General features: G+C 34.8%; 18 protein-coding genes and 1 tRNA gene. 4 read left to right on the top strand and 15 right to left on the bottom strand.

Annotation, left to right across the window (positions count from 1 at the left end):
• Positions 1-7: 7 nt before the first annotated feature.
• Together LS684_RS21310 and LS684_RS21305 are read right to left on the bottom strand one after the other, a co-directional pair.
• Complete coding sequence (locus LS684_RS21310) at positions 8-493, bottom strand: HNH endonuclease signature motif containing protein (RefSeq protein WP_233811826.1); 486 nt, start codon at positions 491-493, stop codon at positions 8-10.
• 2 nt (positions 494-495) lie between these two features.
• On the bottom strand, positions 496-687 hold the full coding sequence (locus LS684_RS21305; protein WP_233811825.1) for a hypothetical protein: 192 nt from the start codon (positions 685-687) through the stop codon (positions 496-498).
• 270 nt (positions 688-957) lie between these two features.
• Here LS684_RS21305 and LS684_RS21300 point away from each other — a divergent pair, with 270 nt between their 5' ends.
• On the top strand, positions 958-1,128 hold the full coding sequence (locus LS684_RS21300; RefSeq protein WP_233811824.1) for a hypothetical protein: 171 nt from the start codon (positions 958-960) through the stop codon (positions 1,126-1,128).
• Positions 1,129-1,243: 115 nt separating this feature from the next.
• On the opposite strand, the gene LS684_RS21295 is transcribed toward LS684_RS21300, so the two are convergent.
• The 7 genes from LS684_RS21295 to LS684_RS21265 all read right to left on the bottom strand — a co-directional run bounded on the left by LS684_RS21295 (position 1,244) and on the right by LS684_RS21265 (position 8,409).
• Positions 1,244-1,483 carry a helix-turn-helix domain-containing protein gene (locus LS684_RS21295; RefSeq protein WP_233811823.1) on the bottom strand — a complete coding sequence of 80 codons (240 nt, stop codon included), beginning with the start codon at positions 1,481-1,483 and terminating at the stop codon, positions 1,244-1,246.
• Positions 1,484-1,673: 190 nt separating this feature from the next.
• Positions 1,674-2,078 carry a hypothetical protein gene (locus LS684_RS21290; RefSeq protein WP_233811822.1) on the bottom strand — a complete coding sequence of 135 codons (405 nt, stop codon included), beginning with the start codon at positions 2,076-2,078 and terminating at the stop codon, positions 1,674-1,676.
• 574 nt (positions 2,079-2,652) lie between these two features.
• Positions 2,653-3,228 carry a recombinase family protein gene (locus LS684_RS21285; protein WP_233811821.1) on the bottom strand — a complete coding sequence of 192 codons (576 nt, stop codon included), beginning with the start codon at positions 3,226-3,228 and terminating at the stop codon, positions 2,653-2,655.
• Between the two features lie 703 nt (positions 3,229-3,931).
• Positions 3,932-4,507: a hypothetical protein gene (locus LS684_RS21280; RefSeq protein WP_233811820.1), complete on the bottom strand. Its 576-nt coding sequence runs from the start codon at positions 4,505-4,507 to the stop codon at positions 3,932-3,934.
• Positions 4,508-4,539: 32 nt separating this feature from the next.
• Positions 4,540-5,343, bottom strand: coding sequence for a hypothetical protein (locus tag LS684_RS21275; protein WP_233811819.1), 804 nt, complete (start codon positions 5,341-5,343; stop codon positions 4,540-4,542).
• Positions 5,344-5,813: 470 nt separating this feature from the next.
• Positions 5,814-7,184 (bottom strand): PIN-like domain-containing protein, encoded by a 1,371-nt coding sequence (locus LS684_RS21270; protein WP_233811818.1) that lies wholly within the window; start codon positions 7,182-7,184, stop codon positions 5,814-5,816.
• Positions 7,185-7,278: 94 nt separating this feature from the next.
• The gene (locus LS684_RS21265; protein WP_233811817.1) at positions 7,279-8,409 is read right to left on the bottom strand and encodes an SIR2 family protein; all 1,131 of its coding nucleotides are present in this window, start codon (positions 8,407-8,409) and stop codon (positions 7,279-7,281) included.
• Between the two features lie 230 nt (positions 8,410-8,639).
• On the opposite strand from LS684_RS21265, the gene LS684_RS21260 reads away from it, so the two are divergent.
• A tRNA-Sec gene (locus LS684_RS21260) sits at positions 8,640-8,736 on the top strand.
• A 70-nt stretch (positions 8,737-8,806) separates the two neighbouring features.
• Here the strand turns inward: LS684_RS21260 and LS684_RS21255 are convergent.
• Complete coding sequence (locus LS684_RS21255) at positions 8,807-10,132, bottom strand: ATP-binding protein (RefSeq protein WP_233811816.1); 1,326 nt, start codon at positions 10,130-10,132, stop codon at positions 8,807-8,809.
• A 203-nt stretch (positions 10,133-10,335) separates the two neighbouring features.
• Here LS684_RS21255 and LS684_RS21250 point away from each other — a divergent pair, with 203 nt between their 5' ends.
• The gene (locus tag LS684_RS21250) at positions 10,336-10,761 is read left to right on the top strand and encodes a DUF2621 domain-containing protein (RefSeq protein ID WP_169215878.1); all 426 of its coding nucleotides are present in this window, start codon (positions 10,336-10,338) and stop codon (positions 10,759-10,761) included.
• A gap of 146 nt (positions 10,762-10,907) precedes the next feature.
• On the opposite strand, the gene LS684_RS21245 is transcribed toward LS684_RS21250, so the two are convergent.
• The 4 genes from LS684_RS21245 to LS684_RS21230 form a co-directional block, all read right to left on the bottom strand.
• Complete coding sequence (locus LS684_RS21245) at positions 10,908-11,387, bottom strand: site-2 protease family protein (protein WP_169215879.1); 480 nt, start codon at positions 11,385-11,387, stop codon at positions 10,908-10,910.
• Positions 11,388-11,653: 266 nt separating this feature from the next.
• Positions 11,654-12,136, bottom strand: coding sequence for a CcdC family protein (locus LS684_RS21240; RefSeq protein WP_225003791.1), 483 nt, complete (start codon positions 12,134-12,136; stop codon positions 11,654-11,656).
• 117 nt (positions 12,137-12,253) lie between these two features.
• On the bottom strand, positions 12,254-12,613 hold the full coding sequence (locus tag LS684_RS21235; protein ID WP_267930441.1) for a response regulator: 360 nt from the start codon (positions 12,611-12,613) through the stop codon (positions 12,254-12,256).
• 119 nt (positions 12,614-12,732) lie between these two features.
• Positions 12,733-13,440, bottom strand: coding sequence for a cytochrome c biogenesis CcdA family protein (locus tag LS684_RS21230; RefSeq protein WP_169215881.1), 708 nt, complete (start codon positions 13,438-13,440; stop codon positions 12,733-12,735).
• A gap of 264 nt (positions 13,441-13,704) precedes the next feature.
• On the opposite strand from LS684_RS21230, the gene LS684_RS21225 reads away from it, so the two are divergent.
• On the top strand, positions 13,705-13,881 hold the full coding sequence (locus tag LS684_RS21225) for an aspartyl-phosphate phosphatase Spo0E family protein (RefSeq protein ID WP_113968098.1): 177 nt from the start codon (positions 13,705-13,707) through the stop codon (positions 13,879-13,881).
• Between the two features lie 88 nt (positions 13,882-13,969).
• Here the strand turns inward: LS684_RS21225 and LS684_RS21220 are convergent, their stop codons facing one another.
• Entirely contained in the window at positions 13,970-15,775 is a 1,806-nt protein-coding gene (locus LS684_RS21220) for an ABC transporter ATP-binding protein (RefSeq protein ID WP_233811815.1), read from the bottom strand.

Below are 15,775 nucleotides of genomic sequence, written 5' to 3'. Positions count from 1 at the left end.
TAAAGGGTTAAGCATAAAGCTTACCCTTTTTATATTGGTATCCTTTTGTTATGTTTTCTTGATGTGTTATAACTTCTAAGTTTTCTCTTCTATTATCAAGTTTATTATGATTAATATGGTTGACAACATAACCTTTTTTCTCACTTGGCATTACATATTGATGCATAAATAATCTCTTTCCATTCAAAAAGCCATAAGCATAACCATTTTTAGTTATGCACCAGTTCACTTTCATTAGTTCATCAACCATGTCTAAGTCAACATTTACTGGATGGATTTTTTCATTTCTAGATAGAACAATATAAGCCTGCCCCTTATATTCAATCCCTTTTTGTTGCCACTCCCTTGCCCCATGTTGAATTGATCTCACTTCTGAAAGATAATGCCTAGCATCCTCAATACTTAAAAAGGAGGCACTAAAATCCACCCCTTTTCTCATTACATTCACATAGTACCTATTTGCTTTCTTATAAAGGTTTTTCTCTAACCTCATATTTATTTCACCTTCTTATTAGATTTATCTTTAAGTAACTGATCATATGCTTGGTTAACTAAAATCGTTACCATATCACTTTTGGTAATCATCTTGTGAAATCCTAACTCACCCTTTTTTTCTTTAGCTAATTCCTCAATTTTCCCTATTATGCTTTGTGGAAATCTAAAACTAGTTGGTTTGTAACCCTTCACTTCCTCACCCCCTTCCTCTTTGTAGTTCATTTGTAGTTTTATATATATAAAAAAACTTCTTTCAAGATATAAAGTTCAATGTTGTAGGGTATAAAAAGTCAGGTTATAGGGGCAGGAGGAGCATACAGATATACATTAATATATTGATATACAGGGGATTCTTTGGATAGATAGAAGCAGTAGAGGTAAATATAATATGAAGAATTGATAAATACATAATGATTTAAGTAAGATTATCAATTTCCTTCATGGTAAAGAGTGAGAAAAAAAATGGATGGAAATTACTTTGGATTAGTCGCCCAGTTGGCTGAAATTAAGTTGAAATTAGCTCATATTGGTTTATCAATTTGTGATAAGCCAACCCCTCGGAATGATATAGCTATTGAATTAGAGGAAGCTATCAAATTATTTGAAGACCTTGAAGACACTTTAAGAGAATGAACCCTCACATTTAGTGAAGGCTTTTCTTTGAGTTTTTAGCATCTTTTTTTACTCCTATAAGATCTTACATTCTTTCAGGTGAAAATGCCTCTTAATTTCTTGGCAACACTTGGACTTAATGGTTAGTGTATAAGTCTTTAATAGTTTTTTTGTGATATATTGCTATCAAAACATCTTCATCCCTTAGATGTTTGTACACATTCAGCTTATATGCTTGTGTTTTAGGGACTGCTCTTCTTCCTGACTCAATTTTTTCATATGTGGCAAGTGGAATTTTTAAAAACTTGCAAAGTTTTGCTTGAGATAACCCTAGCTTATTTCTTCTTTCTCTTAGCTCCTGGCATAAATTGTGCATTTTTTCATCCCTCCTTTTCCTAAATAAAAAAAGGCAACAGCCCCAATAATATTGGAATAGCTATTACCCTTGAGGTGTTCTTATTGATTTAAATCAACATCATAAGCTTCTTTCATGATTTCATCTAATTCTTCTTGGGTGAGTTGCTCTTTCTCAGGCAAAATGAAACACTCCTTTTCTTCTCAAATAATTATTTTTGATCCTCATCTGGATAAAATACACTTCTCCAGTTTTTATCAATATCTTCTTCTTCAACCTTTATATCCTTTGTTGAATAATCAATTGAAAAATCTATGTCAATAAATTCTGCAATCTCAGAAGGATTTAAGAACCTTTCAGAATTAATCATTAAGAAATTAGACTGAGCATAGTTTTTTACTTTTTCATATAGCATTGATCCCTCTGTTACATTTACTGTTTGTCCTGATTTTAATTTAATTACTGCATTTTCCCTATTTGCTTCTGCCTTCTCTTCATACTTATTGAAACTAACCTCTGAAGCAAAATCAGTCACTTTACTTTGTGCCTTGTCTAGATATTTATTTGCAATACTGGCAACATTCATCTGCCCCATTTTCTCTACATTGTTTCTCATATTAAAGCCTCCATTTTCTTTATATTCTATATGCCATTCGTTTTTCTCATAATTAAAAAGCAGCCATCCTATATTAAAGATACAGGATGACTTTTGAAGGAATTAGTACTCAATCTAATTCAATAAGGTGAAATAACTTGAAGAGAAATTCAAGTCATTAATTAGAAGAATAATATCAAGACTACTCTGTCTCTAATATCCCCTTCTAATATATAAAGTTCATCAATGTAGGGGTTTTACAGACATAAAAAACAAAAATCAAAAAATATATTTAGTGTAGTGCCAAATGGAAATAGCCACCCCTGTAATTTTTAAAAGGGTAACCCCCTTAAAACTAAGATTGATAAATGTCAGAATCACTTAAAATATTAAGTATCCAAATTAAATATTAATAACTACTCTCATTTTCAATGGATTCAAATCACAATTCTATTTAAATTGATTAATTAAATTATTAAGAAGCTTTACATTAGGGGCAATATGATGGAATTATTCTGAGCAAGAACTTATAGATTACTTTTAAAAAAGTATCATGCATTTTTTAACCAATAAAAAAAAGAGCTAAATTCAGCCCTTAAAGTTTCCCTTCCCTGTATAAAGTTGCTCTACTGATTCCTGTTATTTCAGAAATTTGATTGACTGTCATTTTATTTTCATTCCTATTTTTAATCAACTCTAAAGCATGCTCTAAGCCTTTATGCTTGTCAGTATATGTTTTAGGTCTTCCCTTATAGACACCCCTCTCTTTTGCCCTCTCAATGCCTTCTATCTGCCTTTCTTTTATCATATCTGCTTCAAATTCAGATATACCAGCTAGTACTGTAACCATTAATTTACCTATGGGTGTTGAAGTATCAAGAATATCTCCACCCATATTTAGTACCACCAGTGAGACACCTTTATTATTAAGTAAATCAATAGTATTAAGAGCATCCTTAGTTGACCTTGCAAACCTATCTAGTTTAGTAACAACAATTTTATCTCCTGATTGAACAGTTCTAATCAACTTTGTGAATTGTTCTCTTTTCTCTAATGATCTTCCACTAACCTTTTCTTTATAAATCTTCTCACAACCATATACCTTTAACTGTTCTATTTGGGCTTGAAGATTCTGCCCCTTACTAGAAACCCTGCCATAACCATATAACATTTATGTAATTCCCTTCACTGATTTTTGATACACTCATATGAGATACTATAAAGGCAATTCTAGCAACAATCCAAAAATGTATCAAGTGAGTACACCCCAATGATACATATTTAAAAGAGCAAATAGGGGCAGGGGGGTAGGGATAAAAAAAGACCTGCAACCACATGGATTACAAGCCTTAAGTTAGATACTGTTCATTTATGATACTGCCTAGCCTTCTTTTCTACTTATTTATGTATTTAATGTACTTATTGGTTTTTCACCAAATACTATTTGTACTTAAGAACAAGAATACTTTCTTGTTAGGCTTTCAGCCTAAAAGCTTTTCAAGCTTTTCTATCTTTTAAAATCTCTTGGGCAAAAACCTTTGCCCCCTTCCTAAAGGTTTCCCCCACTCTACTTAATAAAGTTCCTGCTTGTAGGGGTACATTCTAAACCTCTAAAAAACCTTCTATCCCTTGTGGCTCTAAGGATCAAGGCTGTTCTTACCAAATTTTTCTCTAATGTTACAATTGTGTTAAATTTTTATCCTGTTCTCACTTTGTTCATAATTAAGTCTAGGAATATTGCTATTCTACTCATGTGGGGGTATTGGTGTGAGTTTCTTCTACCACCCTGCCCCTTCTTTTTGATAATTTGACCTCTATGGGGTTTGTTTCTTCAGAATGAGCCCTGTGTTTGGAGAGCAGGTTTGGAGTAATAATTACTTTTCAAATTCTGTGTTATTTTTTATTTTCTTTACGTCTATACCCTCTTCAAATCTTACTATTTCAGAATTTTTTATTGAGCTTATCTTTACTAATTGGTAATTGGGTAAGATTATCCCCTTTTTTACATCTACAGGTGCAATTATTAAACTTTCATTATACTTATAAACAGCAAGATATAATCCATCTTCTTTTCTAATTACTTGATACTCTTTTTTACTTGATGCATTACTATCCCCAATATAGCCTGCAAGTATTGCTAAGGAAAATATTGTGATACCTAGAATAAAATAAATATTTACTTTAATTCCTATATATTCTAGAATTCTTTGAGGCATTGGCTTATATTTGTTGTTGTAAAAGGAATCAATTAATAAAACAAGTGAAAATAAAAATACTATCAACATAAGTGGTCTCACTATTGTCTTCAAATTGAAGTCAATGTACATGTCTGGTAAATAGTAATAGCTTAAAAAATTTAATTCATAAATATAGACTACTCCATATCCTACTCCTGAGGCAATGGCTATTAACAAGGCTGCATCAATCTTTGTTATTCCTTCTTTACTCATGCTTCCTCCCAAAAGACAAACATGTTTTTATCTTACTTTAGGTGTTCCTCTTTTAAATTTAATACTGCATGTACTGTTGATAAATAATAATGGAACATCCACTGGTACCAAATAGGTTTTTCATACTCTTCTTTTTGTTGTAGATTATTATGTCTGATACCATAATTATTTACAATGCTAAAAATCATTGTATCATGTTTATCTGTTGTATAATTTTTCAAGTCTTTTCTATAAGGCTCTAGAATATCGGCTAATATATTTATTGCCTTCCTTTTTTCTTCTAAGTTTGAATCATATTTGAAGAACATTTTTATTGCTGTTTCTACCTGCTCTGTTACTGTATCAGTTGTTTGAGGGGGCAGATCACTTGTAATTAGATTCCCTAATCCATCATCTGGTAAATCAATTATGTATCCCTTCTCAGTTAATATGTATCCTTCATCTAAGTGCATTAAGTATTTATTTATTTCTTCTCTAAACTCCTTTTTGGCGGTACTTTCAGCTTCCAAATATAAGTCAAAATCCCCTAGGTCTTCAAGTTTCCAAATATACTGATGTAAAACCTCAATAAGTGTGAATACCGTGTCCATTTTTAGTCTATGTCCAAACTCTTCTATAGGAAACACATTGACATTCCCTACATGATTAAATAAAAATGCTTCCGGGCTTGGTTTCATTAATCTGGGTCTATGCCCAATACCCTCTAGAGCTAACTTAAAGTCACCTCTATTTTCAAAATAAAAATAAACATCTAGAAAAAATTCTCTGAATCTCTTGAAACTAATTTTCAAATCATCTAAGTTGATTTTGCCATTTCTTACTCCGTAATACTTCATTAAGACACCCCACCATTTTCTTATTTAACAGATATAAATAAAAACATTGCCAAGCCTATTGCATTTTGATTATTCTTATTTGTTCTACCTAAATAACCTTATATCTTTTGCTTTGCATTATTATCTAATTCTTCTCTTGACTTGATTTTATAGTTTAGTTACACAGAAAAATGCTAAAAACCATATACAGTAAGCCTATCTTTGACATCAGTCATTGCTCTGTTCCAGTAATCTAGTACTGCATGGTCAACAACCCTATATCAAAAAGTTTTCTTGCCTTCTGTACATAAACACCTATACATTCTTCTCTTATATTTTGATCACACAAGTCTAATAGCTGATGATTTGGACTAGAACTCCCCTTGTGTAATTCAGTTTTTCTGCTAGAAATACCTCACTTTTATCTTCAAACATCTTTATTCACTCAAATTATTTTTTTCAAGTGATTTTACATTTAGGAGTTACTACAATTAGAAAGGTAAAGCTCCATTTTTTATTTGAATGCTTACCAGCTCTCTCTCAAGTTCTTCAATTAGTGAAATTAATGCCATCCCTCTTTCAGTTGTAGAATTGGGCAAAGATTTCATTAATTCAATATAGTCTTCTGCTGTGTTGTAATCCTCCAGAGCAATTTTCCCTAATAAATCTCTTATTTTTCTTTCTAAAGGATCAATGGATAATTTCACTGCCCATTGCAATGCATGATTGTATTTAGTTCTTGATGTTTCAGGTGTTGAATCAACTGAGAAAGCTAAACTTACTCTTTTGTCAAACTGTTCCTTCACATCCTTAGGCATAATCTCAATTAACTTATTTATATTTATATGATTCCTTAAATCATACTTAATGTTATTGTTTATTTCCTCCATGAATTCTTTATCTAGCTCTAAATTTGCTTTACTATATTCTTCTTCTAATTTCCTGATTTGCTCAACTTCCTTTGTAAATTCTTCTGCTTGTTCTGGGGATACATCTGCCCCTAAATACTTCATTGCATTTCTAATGAATTCATCTGTTCTGTACATGTAAAAGTTTTGACTTGTCTTATTCAAGAACTCTTGAAGTAATTGTGGTTGAGGCCTTTTAAGTTTTCCATTTTCTTTTTCCCACCAATCCTCTTTTCTATCTTCTGTAATTAGAATAATTGGTGTTGGGCTCTTTTCATTCTTAGCTCTGTCAATAATTTGAAACCAAACAATTAAATCCCCATATAATTGTTGATATCTAAAGTCTCCATAAGTTCTATAATTGAGTTTTGTTTCTGATTTATCTTTAAAACCTGGAGGAACATTATATTCATATCTAACTTTCCCCTCTTTCTCTATCTCATCAATCCTTTTTTGATTATATGGTTCACCCACTATCCCTTCAAGAAGTTTTAATATATCCTCTTTAATATCCAAAGAATCAGGTAAACTATTTACTTCATTTTCTATTTTTTGATGTAGTTTGTTATTGGACTGCTCTATGCTATCAATTATTAAGTCAAAGTCTTCAGTCATTATGTAAGGGTGCTTTGATTTTACTCTACTTAAAGTTTTTCTAGCTTCTTCTTTTAACTTTTCTAACTCCTTGCCAAGAAAATCGTACCCTTCCTTTTGTTTGAACATATTGTCTTCATAATTAAAAAAGTACTCAAGTGCTACTTGGTGTGGTATCCATAGCCTATTAGATTCTTTTAGTTTCTTTAGAATATCCAGTAAGCTTTTAGTAGACTCCTTAGTAGTGTATTTATAAAAATTGATTAATATATTTGTATCAACAACAAATATTGCATTTTCCCATAAGACTTCAAACTCTAAATCATTATAACCAACAAAACCTTTAAATTGAGGTATCATGTTGCCCACTCCTATTTTTCTAAATGTTTATTAAATTAATTATAACAATATTTCCATTTTTTGTGTTCATATAAAAAAGAGGCAAATTAATGCCTCAAGCTTCTACTAACAAGTCCTTTATACTGTTTGCTCCACCAAATAGTATATTTTCACTTTCAATAGTGAATAAATTTCTTTGAGGAATTTTTAAGCTGCTGTTTACCCTATTAACAAAATCTATTTTTGAAGCTTCATCACTTGCATAATCAACAATAACTAAATTAAGTGGCTTGGGATCTTTTCTTTTTCTTGTTAATTCAAGCCTATTAGATATTGCTTTGTTTATATGCTCATCTCTAAAACTATAACCAATTATGTAGAGCTCATCACATAATGAATCTTCAATAACCATTTTCTTCTTAAACTCATTGTAATAGAAATGGAATGGATTTTGTTGAACCTTAAGGCTTTTCCCTCCACCAGTTACAATTGAAGGAATTACACCTTTTTCAAAAATATTTTCATATAAGTTATTATCCCTCAATGACTGAGTAGTAATCTTAAAAAGCCTTCCACTAGTAACATCTTTAAATGAAGACAATGAACCATGTAGATGGTGCAATCTCACATTGTTTTCATAATTCACTTGGTGGATTTGTCTGCTTCTGTCAGGATCAAAATAATACTGATATTGGTTTTCTATTTGATCCCATCTCTTACCTAAATAATGAAAGTCTGCAAATTTATCTTTTTCATAATAGTTAAGCAAGATGGTTTCAAGAAGCAAGTCAAAGTTAAGGGTAAATAAATCTATTTCCCCAGAGGTATCAATGGTTTCTACTAACCAGTCTACAAAAGGTTGTAGCTTTTCAGAAATATCTCTGTGTTTAACATTGTCAATTATTAAATCAAGAATAGATGAAGTGTATTGATGAATTATATTTTGAATTGCACTTATATGGGCTTCAAACTCACTATTTTTTAACTTATAGGCTTCTAGAAAATTCTGCCCTTTCTCACCTGCCAAGAATCCATTGTAATGGGCTAGTGAGTCATATACTTGTTCAATTGATGCAATTGCTTCTTCAAAGTCTATTTGTGAATAGTTTTCTTGCATATGGTGCTTTATAAACTCCTTATGCTCTTCATCTAACCTGTTAAAAAATCTTTCTGTTATAGATTTTAATCCAAAATCCCTATTGAGAGCCATTGATAATCCATTTCCAGTGAGAACAACTCTTTTCATAATCTCCATCCCCCCTTTTTCTCCATTTTACCATAAATTTCAATTTATTTTAACAAAAAAATACATTTTGAAGTCATTTTGAATTAAGGTATGGAAATTAACACTTATCTTTTGAAAATATTATAGAAGTATGTATAATAGACCTAGTGGTTTATAAAGGAAACCTAGTGGTAATATTGGACTTAAACCTAGTTAATGGTTATAAAAACATTGATTTAACAACATTACATGGGGCTGATTGTGTTGCTGGTGCATGCCTCGGTCTTCAAAACCTCTTGGGAGGCGCGTGCCGTCTCCGCTGGGTTCGATTCCCAGGCAGTCCCGCCACTTAGGATAAGAATAGAATTTTCTACATATTATGAGCCCCCATGAATGATCTCATGGGGGCTCTTTATTTTCAGTGAGTCTGCATATTCTCTCTTCTTTTTCTCTCAGAAGCCTGAACCCCATCGAGAGTGATGTGGAAGGTGGTTCCTTCCCCCTGTTCGCTTTGCACACCAATATCTGCACCATGATCACGAAGGATCCTAAGGCATATCGTCAGGCCTAAACCTGTTCCTTTTGTTTTCGTGGTGAAAAAGGGCTCTCCCAGTTTATCCAGCGTTTCCTTCTTCATCCCTACCCCCTCATCTTTAAAGGTTAATTGAACTTTATTCTTAGAAATCATGCATGCCATCACTGTAATCGTGCCTCCGTGAGGCATCGCTTCTATCGCGTTTTTAATCAAATTAATAAACACTTGTTTCAACTGATTTTCATCGCCTCGAATATACAGTTCCCTTTCATGAAAATCGGTTAAAATTTCTATATTATATAAGATGGCATTCGTATTCAATAATCTGGCAACATGATCAAGGGTTTCAATAATATTAATCTTTTTGTATGTAACAGATTGAGGTTTGGCCAGAATCAATAACTCGCTCAGCACAAGTTCAATCCTCTTGATTTCAGAGAAAACAATCCCCAAGTATTCTTTCGTCTTCTCATCTGCATCATCTCGTAATAACTGTAGAAATCCATTTATCGATGTTAAAGGATTACGGACTTCATGTGCGATACCGGCTGCTAATTGACCGGCAACTGATAGTTTTTGAGATTCGATGGCTAATGTCTCATTCATTTCAATCAATTCTTCTTCATTATGTATTCTTTCGGTAATATCTGAAATGGTCCCTACTGTTCCAAGGAGGTGACCGTCTTCGGTATAACTCAACTTTACATTTACTTCTCCCCAGCGAAATTGTCCATCCCTTTTCTGATAGGAAAAGTCCATCTTCATTTTATCCTTTTTCAAACTGATACTATGTCTGACCAGTCTGAGGATTTCATGACGTTCATGAAGGGAAATAAAATGAAGGGCATTTTTATGTAGACTTTCTTTAACCGTATAACCCGTATAGTCTTCCCAAGGTTGATTCAGAAATTGGAACTCTCCTTTTGAGTTGGTATGAAAGACAACTTCATCGATACTTTGAAGTACATGCTGCATTTCTTCATTCAGGAGCTTCACTCTTTCTTCACTTTTACGTAATGCAGCTAGTTCTTTATGGCTGATGTCATAATGTTTCCCCATATAATAGCTGATGAAGAGGATCAACAGAGTGAAAAAAATGTCCACATTCAAATCCACTGGATATTGTAGAACAAAGTAATAAATAAAATCCCACGTCAATACTAATAAAAGCCCGATGATTACCGATACTATTCTCCCCCTATATTTCATTCAATGCCCCCCCGTCCGTCCTAAATCGAGTATCGAATCGAAATAGATAGAATTTTCGCGATTTTTGTTAATTATTAGTATATCATTTCTTATTAAGAACAGTATAGACTTCTTTTGTAAAAACAGCGATATTCTTGTCACAAGCATTCAGCTTGTCTATAATGAATACGATACACTCGCTTTTTGGAGATTGAGGTGAAAGCATGCTTGAAGGTTGGTTCTTATATTTCATACTATTTTGGGTTGTGTTCCTAGTAGCTTCATTTGCTATTGGTGGATTCTTTATGTTTAGGAAATTTTTAAAGAGATTTCCTAAAGAAGATGGTAAATCCGACTTGGATTGGGAAGAACACTATGTTAATGAAACCATCCACCTATGGGGGGATGAGGAAAAGAAAATGCTCAATGAATTGGTTACACCCGTCCCCGAATTATTCAGGGATGTAGCCAAGCAGAAGATTGCCGGTAAAATCGGAGAGTTGGCGTTAAATGAGAATGCGACAGCCATTAACAAGGAATTGGTCATCAGGGGATACATCCTGGCGACACCTAAACGGGACCATAAGTTCCTCCGAAAAAAATTAAACGAAATGCAAATAGATGTAACACCTTACGAAGGGTTGTTCTAGGTATTGAAAGGGGAATGAAATGGGATCGATACTTATAATTCCGATTGTACTTTATTTAATATTTATGTTGGGTGCTGCATTTCTGTTCTTTAAATGGAAACGAAGCAAAAAAAGGTAAACGATCATCGTTTACCTTTTTTCTATGATTAGTCGATGGGATCTTCTGCCTTTCCATATCTGATGACGTCAAGGACTGCTTGTCCGTCACTCGGTTTCCCTTGTCCGTTGCGAAATGGAAATAAGGAAAAGAAGATAAAGTACACGGAAAAATAGGCAAACTGATAGAAAAAGAGGTGAACAGGAATGATTCCTTCATAGATCAGGAAATTAATGACCAGGATTGCCAGCAGATTAAATATACTTCCAGAAAGATAAATAAGGACATGGACCCACACCTTGTTATATTTCAATTCAGTATATTGACACCATCCTTCCATAAAGTACATTCTCTTCACTTCCAGGGGACCGATATTGAATAGACGCTTTCCAGTCCCAATACAGAATTTGATCTTTGCTCCGAATAGACGGGCCGTGAGAACATGACCAGCCTCATGGACAATGGTTACCATGGGCAAGGTCAGGAAAAATGCCAGAAAAAACGTCCAAATATCTGCTAACGTAAACAACTTTCATCCCACCTGTAGCTCTTGTTATTCTTTCCATCTTTTCTTTGCCCCAAATGATACTTCTCTAAGCATATTGATACCTTCTGTAAAGAAAGCGTAATCTGAGATGAAAAAATTTCTATTCATTGGCACCTTCATCATACTGTTTCCGTAAAATTTGTTGCTTTTATTGGCAGAGTGATTTTTTATGTCATGCATATAAAGCAGAAACCTACGATAAAAAAATAGCAGGGTGATAAGCAACACCCTGCTATTTCCACAATGAATTATATTGAATTCGTCGTTAAATCCTGTTGCTCTTGGTGAAGTTTCCTGTATTGCAGATACATGGTGATTCTCCAAGGTACAATCATACCAAAGGCAAGAATCCAAAACATTCCGCTTAGCTCACCGTAATCAATCGAAGCACTGAGTATTGACTTGGCCACTATCCTGATCAGCAGAAGCCCCATTAAAATAAACGCGAACGCTTTAGATCGCTTTAAATAGATATCGTTATCACGAATTTCGAATTTTGAGGTTTTAATCAATAAGATAGAAAAAAGCATTCCTACCGTAATGGCTTCAAGAAACTCACTCAACGTGACTCGAAAGACCGGGAATAAGAACATTAAAGCACCCGTACTCATGAACAAAGGGGGTAAAATAATCTTCCTGCCGCTTACCGGTTTTTTCTGGGCCTTCATTCTTATAAAGATCACCATGATACCCATACAAATCGCTACAATGGATGAAGCAATCATCATAATCATCATCCTTTTACTTTCTACTTTTAATCTATCCCCTATTATAGCTGAAATGAAAGAAAAACGAAAACACAAAAAAAGAGAGAATGAATAAAAGCATTCATCTCTCTTTCGATATGATCATCCCAACACTCTTTTGATGGCCTCGTCCACACGCACATCATCAAAGGGTTTCACTATAAAATCCTTGGCTCCTGCTTCGATGGCTTCCACCACTACTTTCTGTTGTCCCATGGCAGAACACATGATGACTTTCGCCTGGGGGAACTCCGATAAAATCCTTTTGACCGCTTCTATTCCATCCAACTCAGGCATCGTGATGTCCATCGTTACAAGGTCCGGCTGAAGCTCGCGATACTTTTCTACGGCAGTAAGTCCATTTCCCGCTTCCCCTACGACCTCGTGACCGCCGGAGGAAAGCATGTTTCCAAGAGTCATTCTCATAAATTTCGCATCATCCACTACAAGTATCGTTGCCACAGATGTTTCCTCCTCTATAAGCCTACCCGATGTCTATTGAATCTCATTTCCTGATTCATCCAATTAAACTATACCATAAAACGTAATTCATTGTATATTTTATTATAAATTGGGTTGGATTAAAAACCAGTGAATCCCCCAAACATCGAAGTGAAATAGGCAAGAATGACCGTCATCCAATCAAAGAACAGCATAATCCCTACAGCAATCATAACGTAGCCACCCACTTTTACGATCTTTCCACTATTCTTTCTGATCCACTGCATTCTCCCAATGAAGAATGACAGAATGAAAAAGGGAATCGCAAATCCCAGGACGTAAGACGTCATATAAATGACCCCCGAGCCAGGATTTGTAGCAGCAAGGGCCAGAACAGAAGCAAGAATCGGGCCTGTACATGGTGTCCACCCTGCAGCGAAAGCCATACCTATCAACACGGAACCCATATATCCCGCCGGCCTGTTCTTGAACTCGAAGCGACGGTCCTTCATCAGGGATTCTGGAGTAAACACGCCGATGACGATTAATCCAAACACCACAATGAAGATTGCTCCCAACTGTCGAATGAGATCTTTATAGTCTAAAAAGAAGCTTCCGATAAGAGACGTACCAAATCCGATGGCAATAAAGATTGCCGAGAAACCGACTAAGAAAAATAACGTATGTAATAAGCCTCTTCTTTGTAGTAATGCATTATCCGCCTTGAGCTCATTAACGCTCATCCCTGTTATATAAGATAGAAAAGCGGGATACAACGGCAGGCAGCAAGGGGATATAAAGCTCAGGAAACCGGCCCCAAATGCTAAGAAAATATTAATATCTGACATTTTTACAACTCCTACTTTTTAGTATATACCTTATTCTATCAAAGAAACCCGAATTCTATGAGGAATGTTTATGTGAAAGATTTGTGACCATTATATTACATGCACATTCTACTTTTTCATTTGTATTAAACTCTCTTTTCTTTTTAGAATTCCGTTAATTTTACTTTGAAAATTTGATTTAATTTCGTTATACTTATAAAAAGTTACAGTTATTACTAGTTTTGTATTCCATATGTAAGGACATACAAAAGAAAGGAAACAGCCGTGTCTAAAAAAGAGCTTCTCGAACGAATTGAAAAAAAGCGTGCTCAATTAATTGATATTGTCGCTGAAAATGGACTCACATCACCCCAAGCTATTCAATTTAGTCAGGAACTTGATCGTCTGTTAAATAGCTACAACTCCTTATACATAAAAAAGTGCTCGCCACAAATGAGTTAAGGCATCTTGTTGATTACAATTATACAACTCTACTATATATACATGAAGGAAAAGGCAGGCTCTGATCATGAGCCTGCCTTTCATTCCTTCATGTATTCGAGATGGCATCCTCCATACCTTCCACTAAACCATTTTGAAGCAGGTACATCTTGTGATAAATCCCTTTCTGAACGAGTAATTCCTGATGACTTCCCCTTTCGACAATCTCTCCTTGATGAAGAACCAGGATAAGGTCAGCATCTTGAATGGTAGAAAGCCTGTGTGCAATCGCAATCGTCGTTCTTCCTTTTCTCATGCTCGATAGCGCTTCCTGGATGCTGTCTTCGGTTTCTGTATCGATATTGGCTGTCGCTTCGTCTAAGACAAGGATTTTAGGCTTTGTTGCTACAGTCCTTGCAAATGCAATCAACTGTCTTTGACCGCTCGAAAACGTCGAACCCCTTTCAACCACCGCATGCCCATATTGGTCAGGCAACTTTTCAATAAATGAACTCGCCTGGACGAATCTTGCTGCTTCTTCCACTTCTTTATCCTTCATAGCTTCGTCATATAGCTTAATATTGTCCCTGACGGTGCCGAAGAAAAGAAATGGATCTTGTAGGACAAGCCCCATTTTCGCCCTTAATTCCTCCATTGGATATGCTTTAATGCTTTGGCCGTCTATCTTTATATCACCACGCTCGAATTCATAGAACCTCATGAGTAAATTGATGATGGAGCTTTTCCCGCTACCTGTATGCCCGACCAGTGCGACTGTTTCACCCGGTCTTGCTGTGAATGAAATTTTCTTTAATACATCTTTCCTGCCATCATATGAGAACGAAACATTGTCAAATGTGACCTCACCTGCACTGATCGTTTCTTTCGTTGGTTTATCCACGTTTTGCCCAGGTGAAAGTTCTTCTTCATCAAGTAGTTTGAAGACGCGTGAAGAGGCGATGATTGCCTGTTGAAACATCGACAGCCTCATCATAATTTGATTGACCGGTTCAAAGAAACGGTCCAGATAATTCACAAAAGCGTACAACACTCCTATTTCTATTGGCTGATTGAAGGAGGTCACACCAAAATAGCTTAACACCACTATTAAAGCAGCCACATAAACAAGATCTATGGCAGGTCTTAATAATAATCCGTCCACTTTAATATTTTTCATGCCTGCTAAATAGTGTTTAGTATTTATGTCTCCGAATTCTTCCCTTAATCTCTTTTCCTGTCTAAATACTTGAATGATAGCCATCCCCTGAAGGGATTCACTTAGCTTTGCATTAAGCTGACTTAACCTTTCACGCAAATCCTGATAAAAGACAGCGCTATATTTACGGTAAAGCTTCATAATCATAAATATGACCGGCAGAATGAATAAACAGAAGAATGCAAGCCTCGTATTGAGCGCAAACATGGCAATGAAGATTCCCGTCAATAGGAAGGATCCTTGAATAAAGGACACAAGGACACTTACAAACATATCTTTAATGGCTTCTGTATCATTCGTTACCCGTGACACGATACTTCCTGCGGGAGTTTTGTCAAAATACCTCATTCCTAAACTCTGTACCTTCGTGAACACATCCACTCGCAGTTGTTGAATGATTTTCAACGCAATTTCTTGGAATTTCAGCAATTGAAAGTAAGAGATCAATACATTGATCAATAAGATCAATAAATAAGATGCTGCCAACCCGACAAGTGGACCATAAGGAAATTTTCCGGGTGTTAAGTAATCATCAATAAAGATTTTAATGATGATCGGCCCTAAGACGTCACCTATGGTTGTCAGAAGCAGTAATGAAAAAGCGAATGCAATCTTTTTTTTATGCGGCTTAGCATATTTGATTAGGCGCAAGAAAATGGTCCGTTGTTCTTTCGCCGTCAATGTCGGTATAGTATCCAT

Source organism: Cytobacillus spongiae, assembly GCF_021390075.1.
This window is presented reverse-complemented; position numbering and strand designations above follow the sequence as displayed.

Coding starts and splice junctions, on each gene's coding strand:
- LS684_RS21310 (WP_233811826.1), bottom strand. CDS start 493: ATGAGGTTAGAGAAAAACCTTTATAAGAAAGCAAATAGGTACTATGTG.
- LS684_RS21300 (WP_233811824.1), top strand. CDS start 958: ATGGATGGAAATTACTTTGGATTAGTCGCCCAGTTGGCTGAAATTAAG.
- LS684_RS21295 (WP_233811823.1), bottom strand. CDS start 1,483: ATGCACAATTTATGCCAGGAGCTAAGAGAAAGAAGAAATAAGCTAGGG.
- LS684_RS21290 (WP_233811822.1), bottom strand. CDS start 2,078: ATGAGAAACAATGTAGAGAAAATGGGGCAGATGAATGTTGCCAGTATT.
- LS684_RS21285 (WP_233811821.1), bottom strand. CDS start 3,228: ATGTTATATGGTTATGGCAGGGTTTCTAGTAAGGGGCAGAATCTTCAA.
- LS684_RS21280 (WP_233811820.1), bottom strand. CDS start 4,507: ATGAGTAAAGAAGGAATAACAAAGATTGATGCAGCCTTGTTAATAGCC.
- LS684_RS21275 (WP_233811819.1), bottom strand. CDS start 5,343: ATGAAGTATTACGGAGTAAGAAATGGCAAAATCAACTTAGATGATTTG.
- LS684_RS21270 (WP_233811818.1), bottom strand. CDS start 7,184: ATGATACCTCAATTTAAAGGTTTTGTTGGTTATAATGATTTAGAGTTT.
- LS684_RS21265 (WP_233811817.1), bottom strand. CDS start 8,409: ATGAAAAGAGTTGTTCTCACTGGAAATGGATTATCAATGGCTCTCAAT.
- LS684_RS21255 (WP_233811816.1), bottom strand. CDS start 10,132: ATGAAATATAGGGGGAGAATAGTATCGGTAATCATCGGGCTTTTATTA.
- LS684_RS21250 (WP_169215878.1), top strand. CDS start 10,336: ATGCTTGAAGGTTGGTTCTTATATTTCATACTATTTTGGGTTGTGTTC.
- LS684_RS21230 (WP_169215881.1), bottom strand. CDS start 13,440: ATGTCAGATATTAATATTTTCTTAGCATTTGGGGCCGGTTTCCTGAGC.
- LS684_RS21220 (WP_233811815.1), bottom strand. CDS start 15,775: ATGGATACTATACCGACATTGACGGCGAAAGAACAACGGACCATTTTC.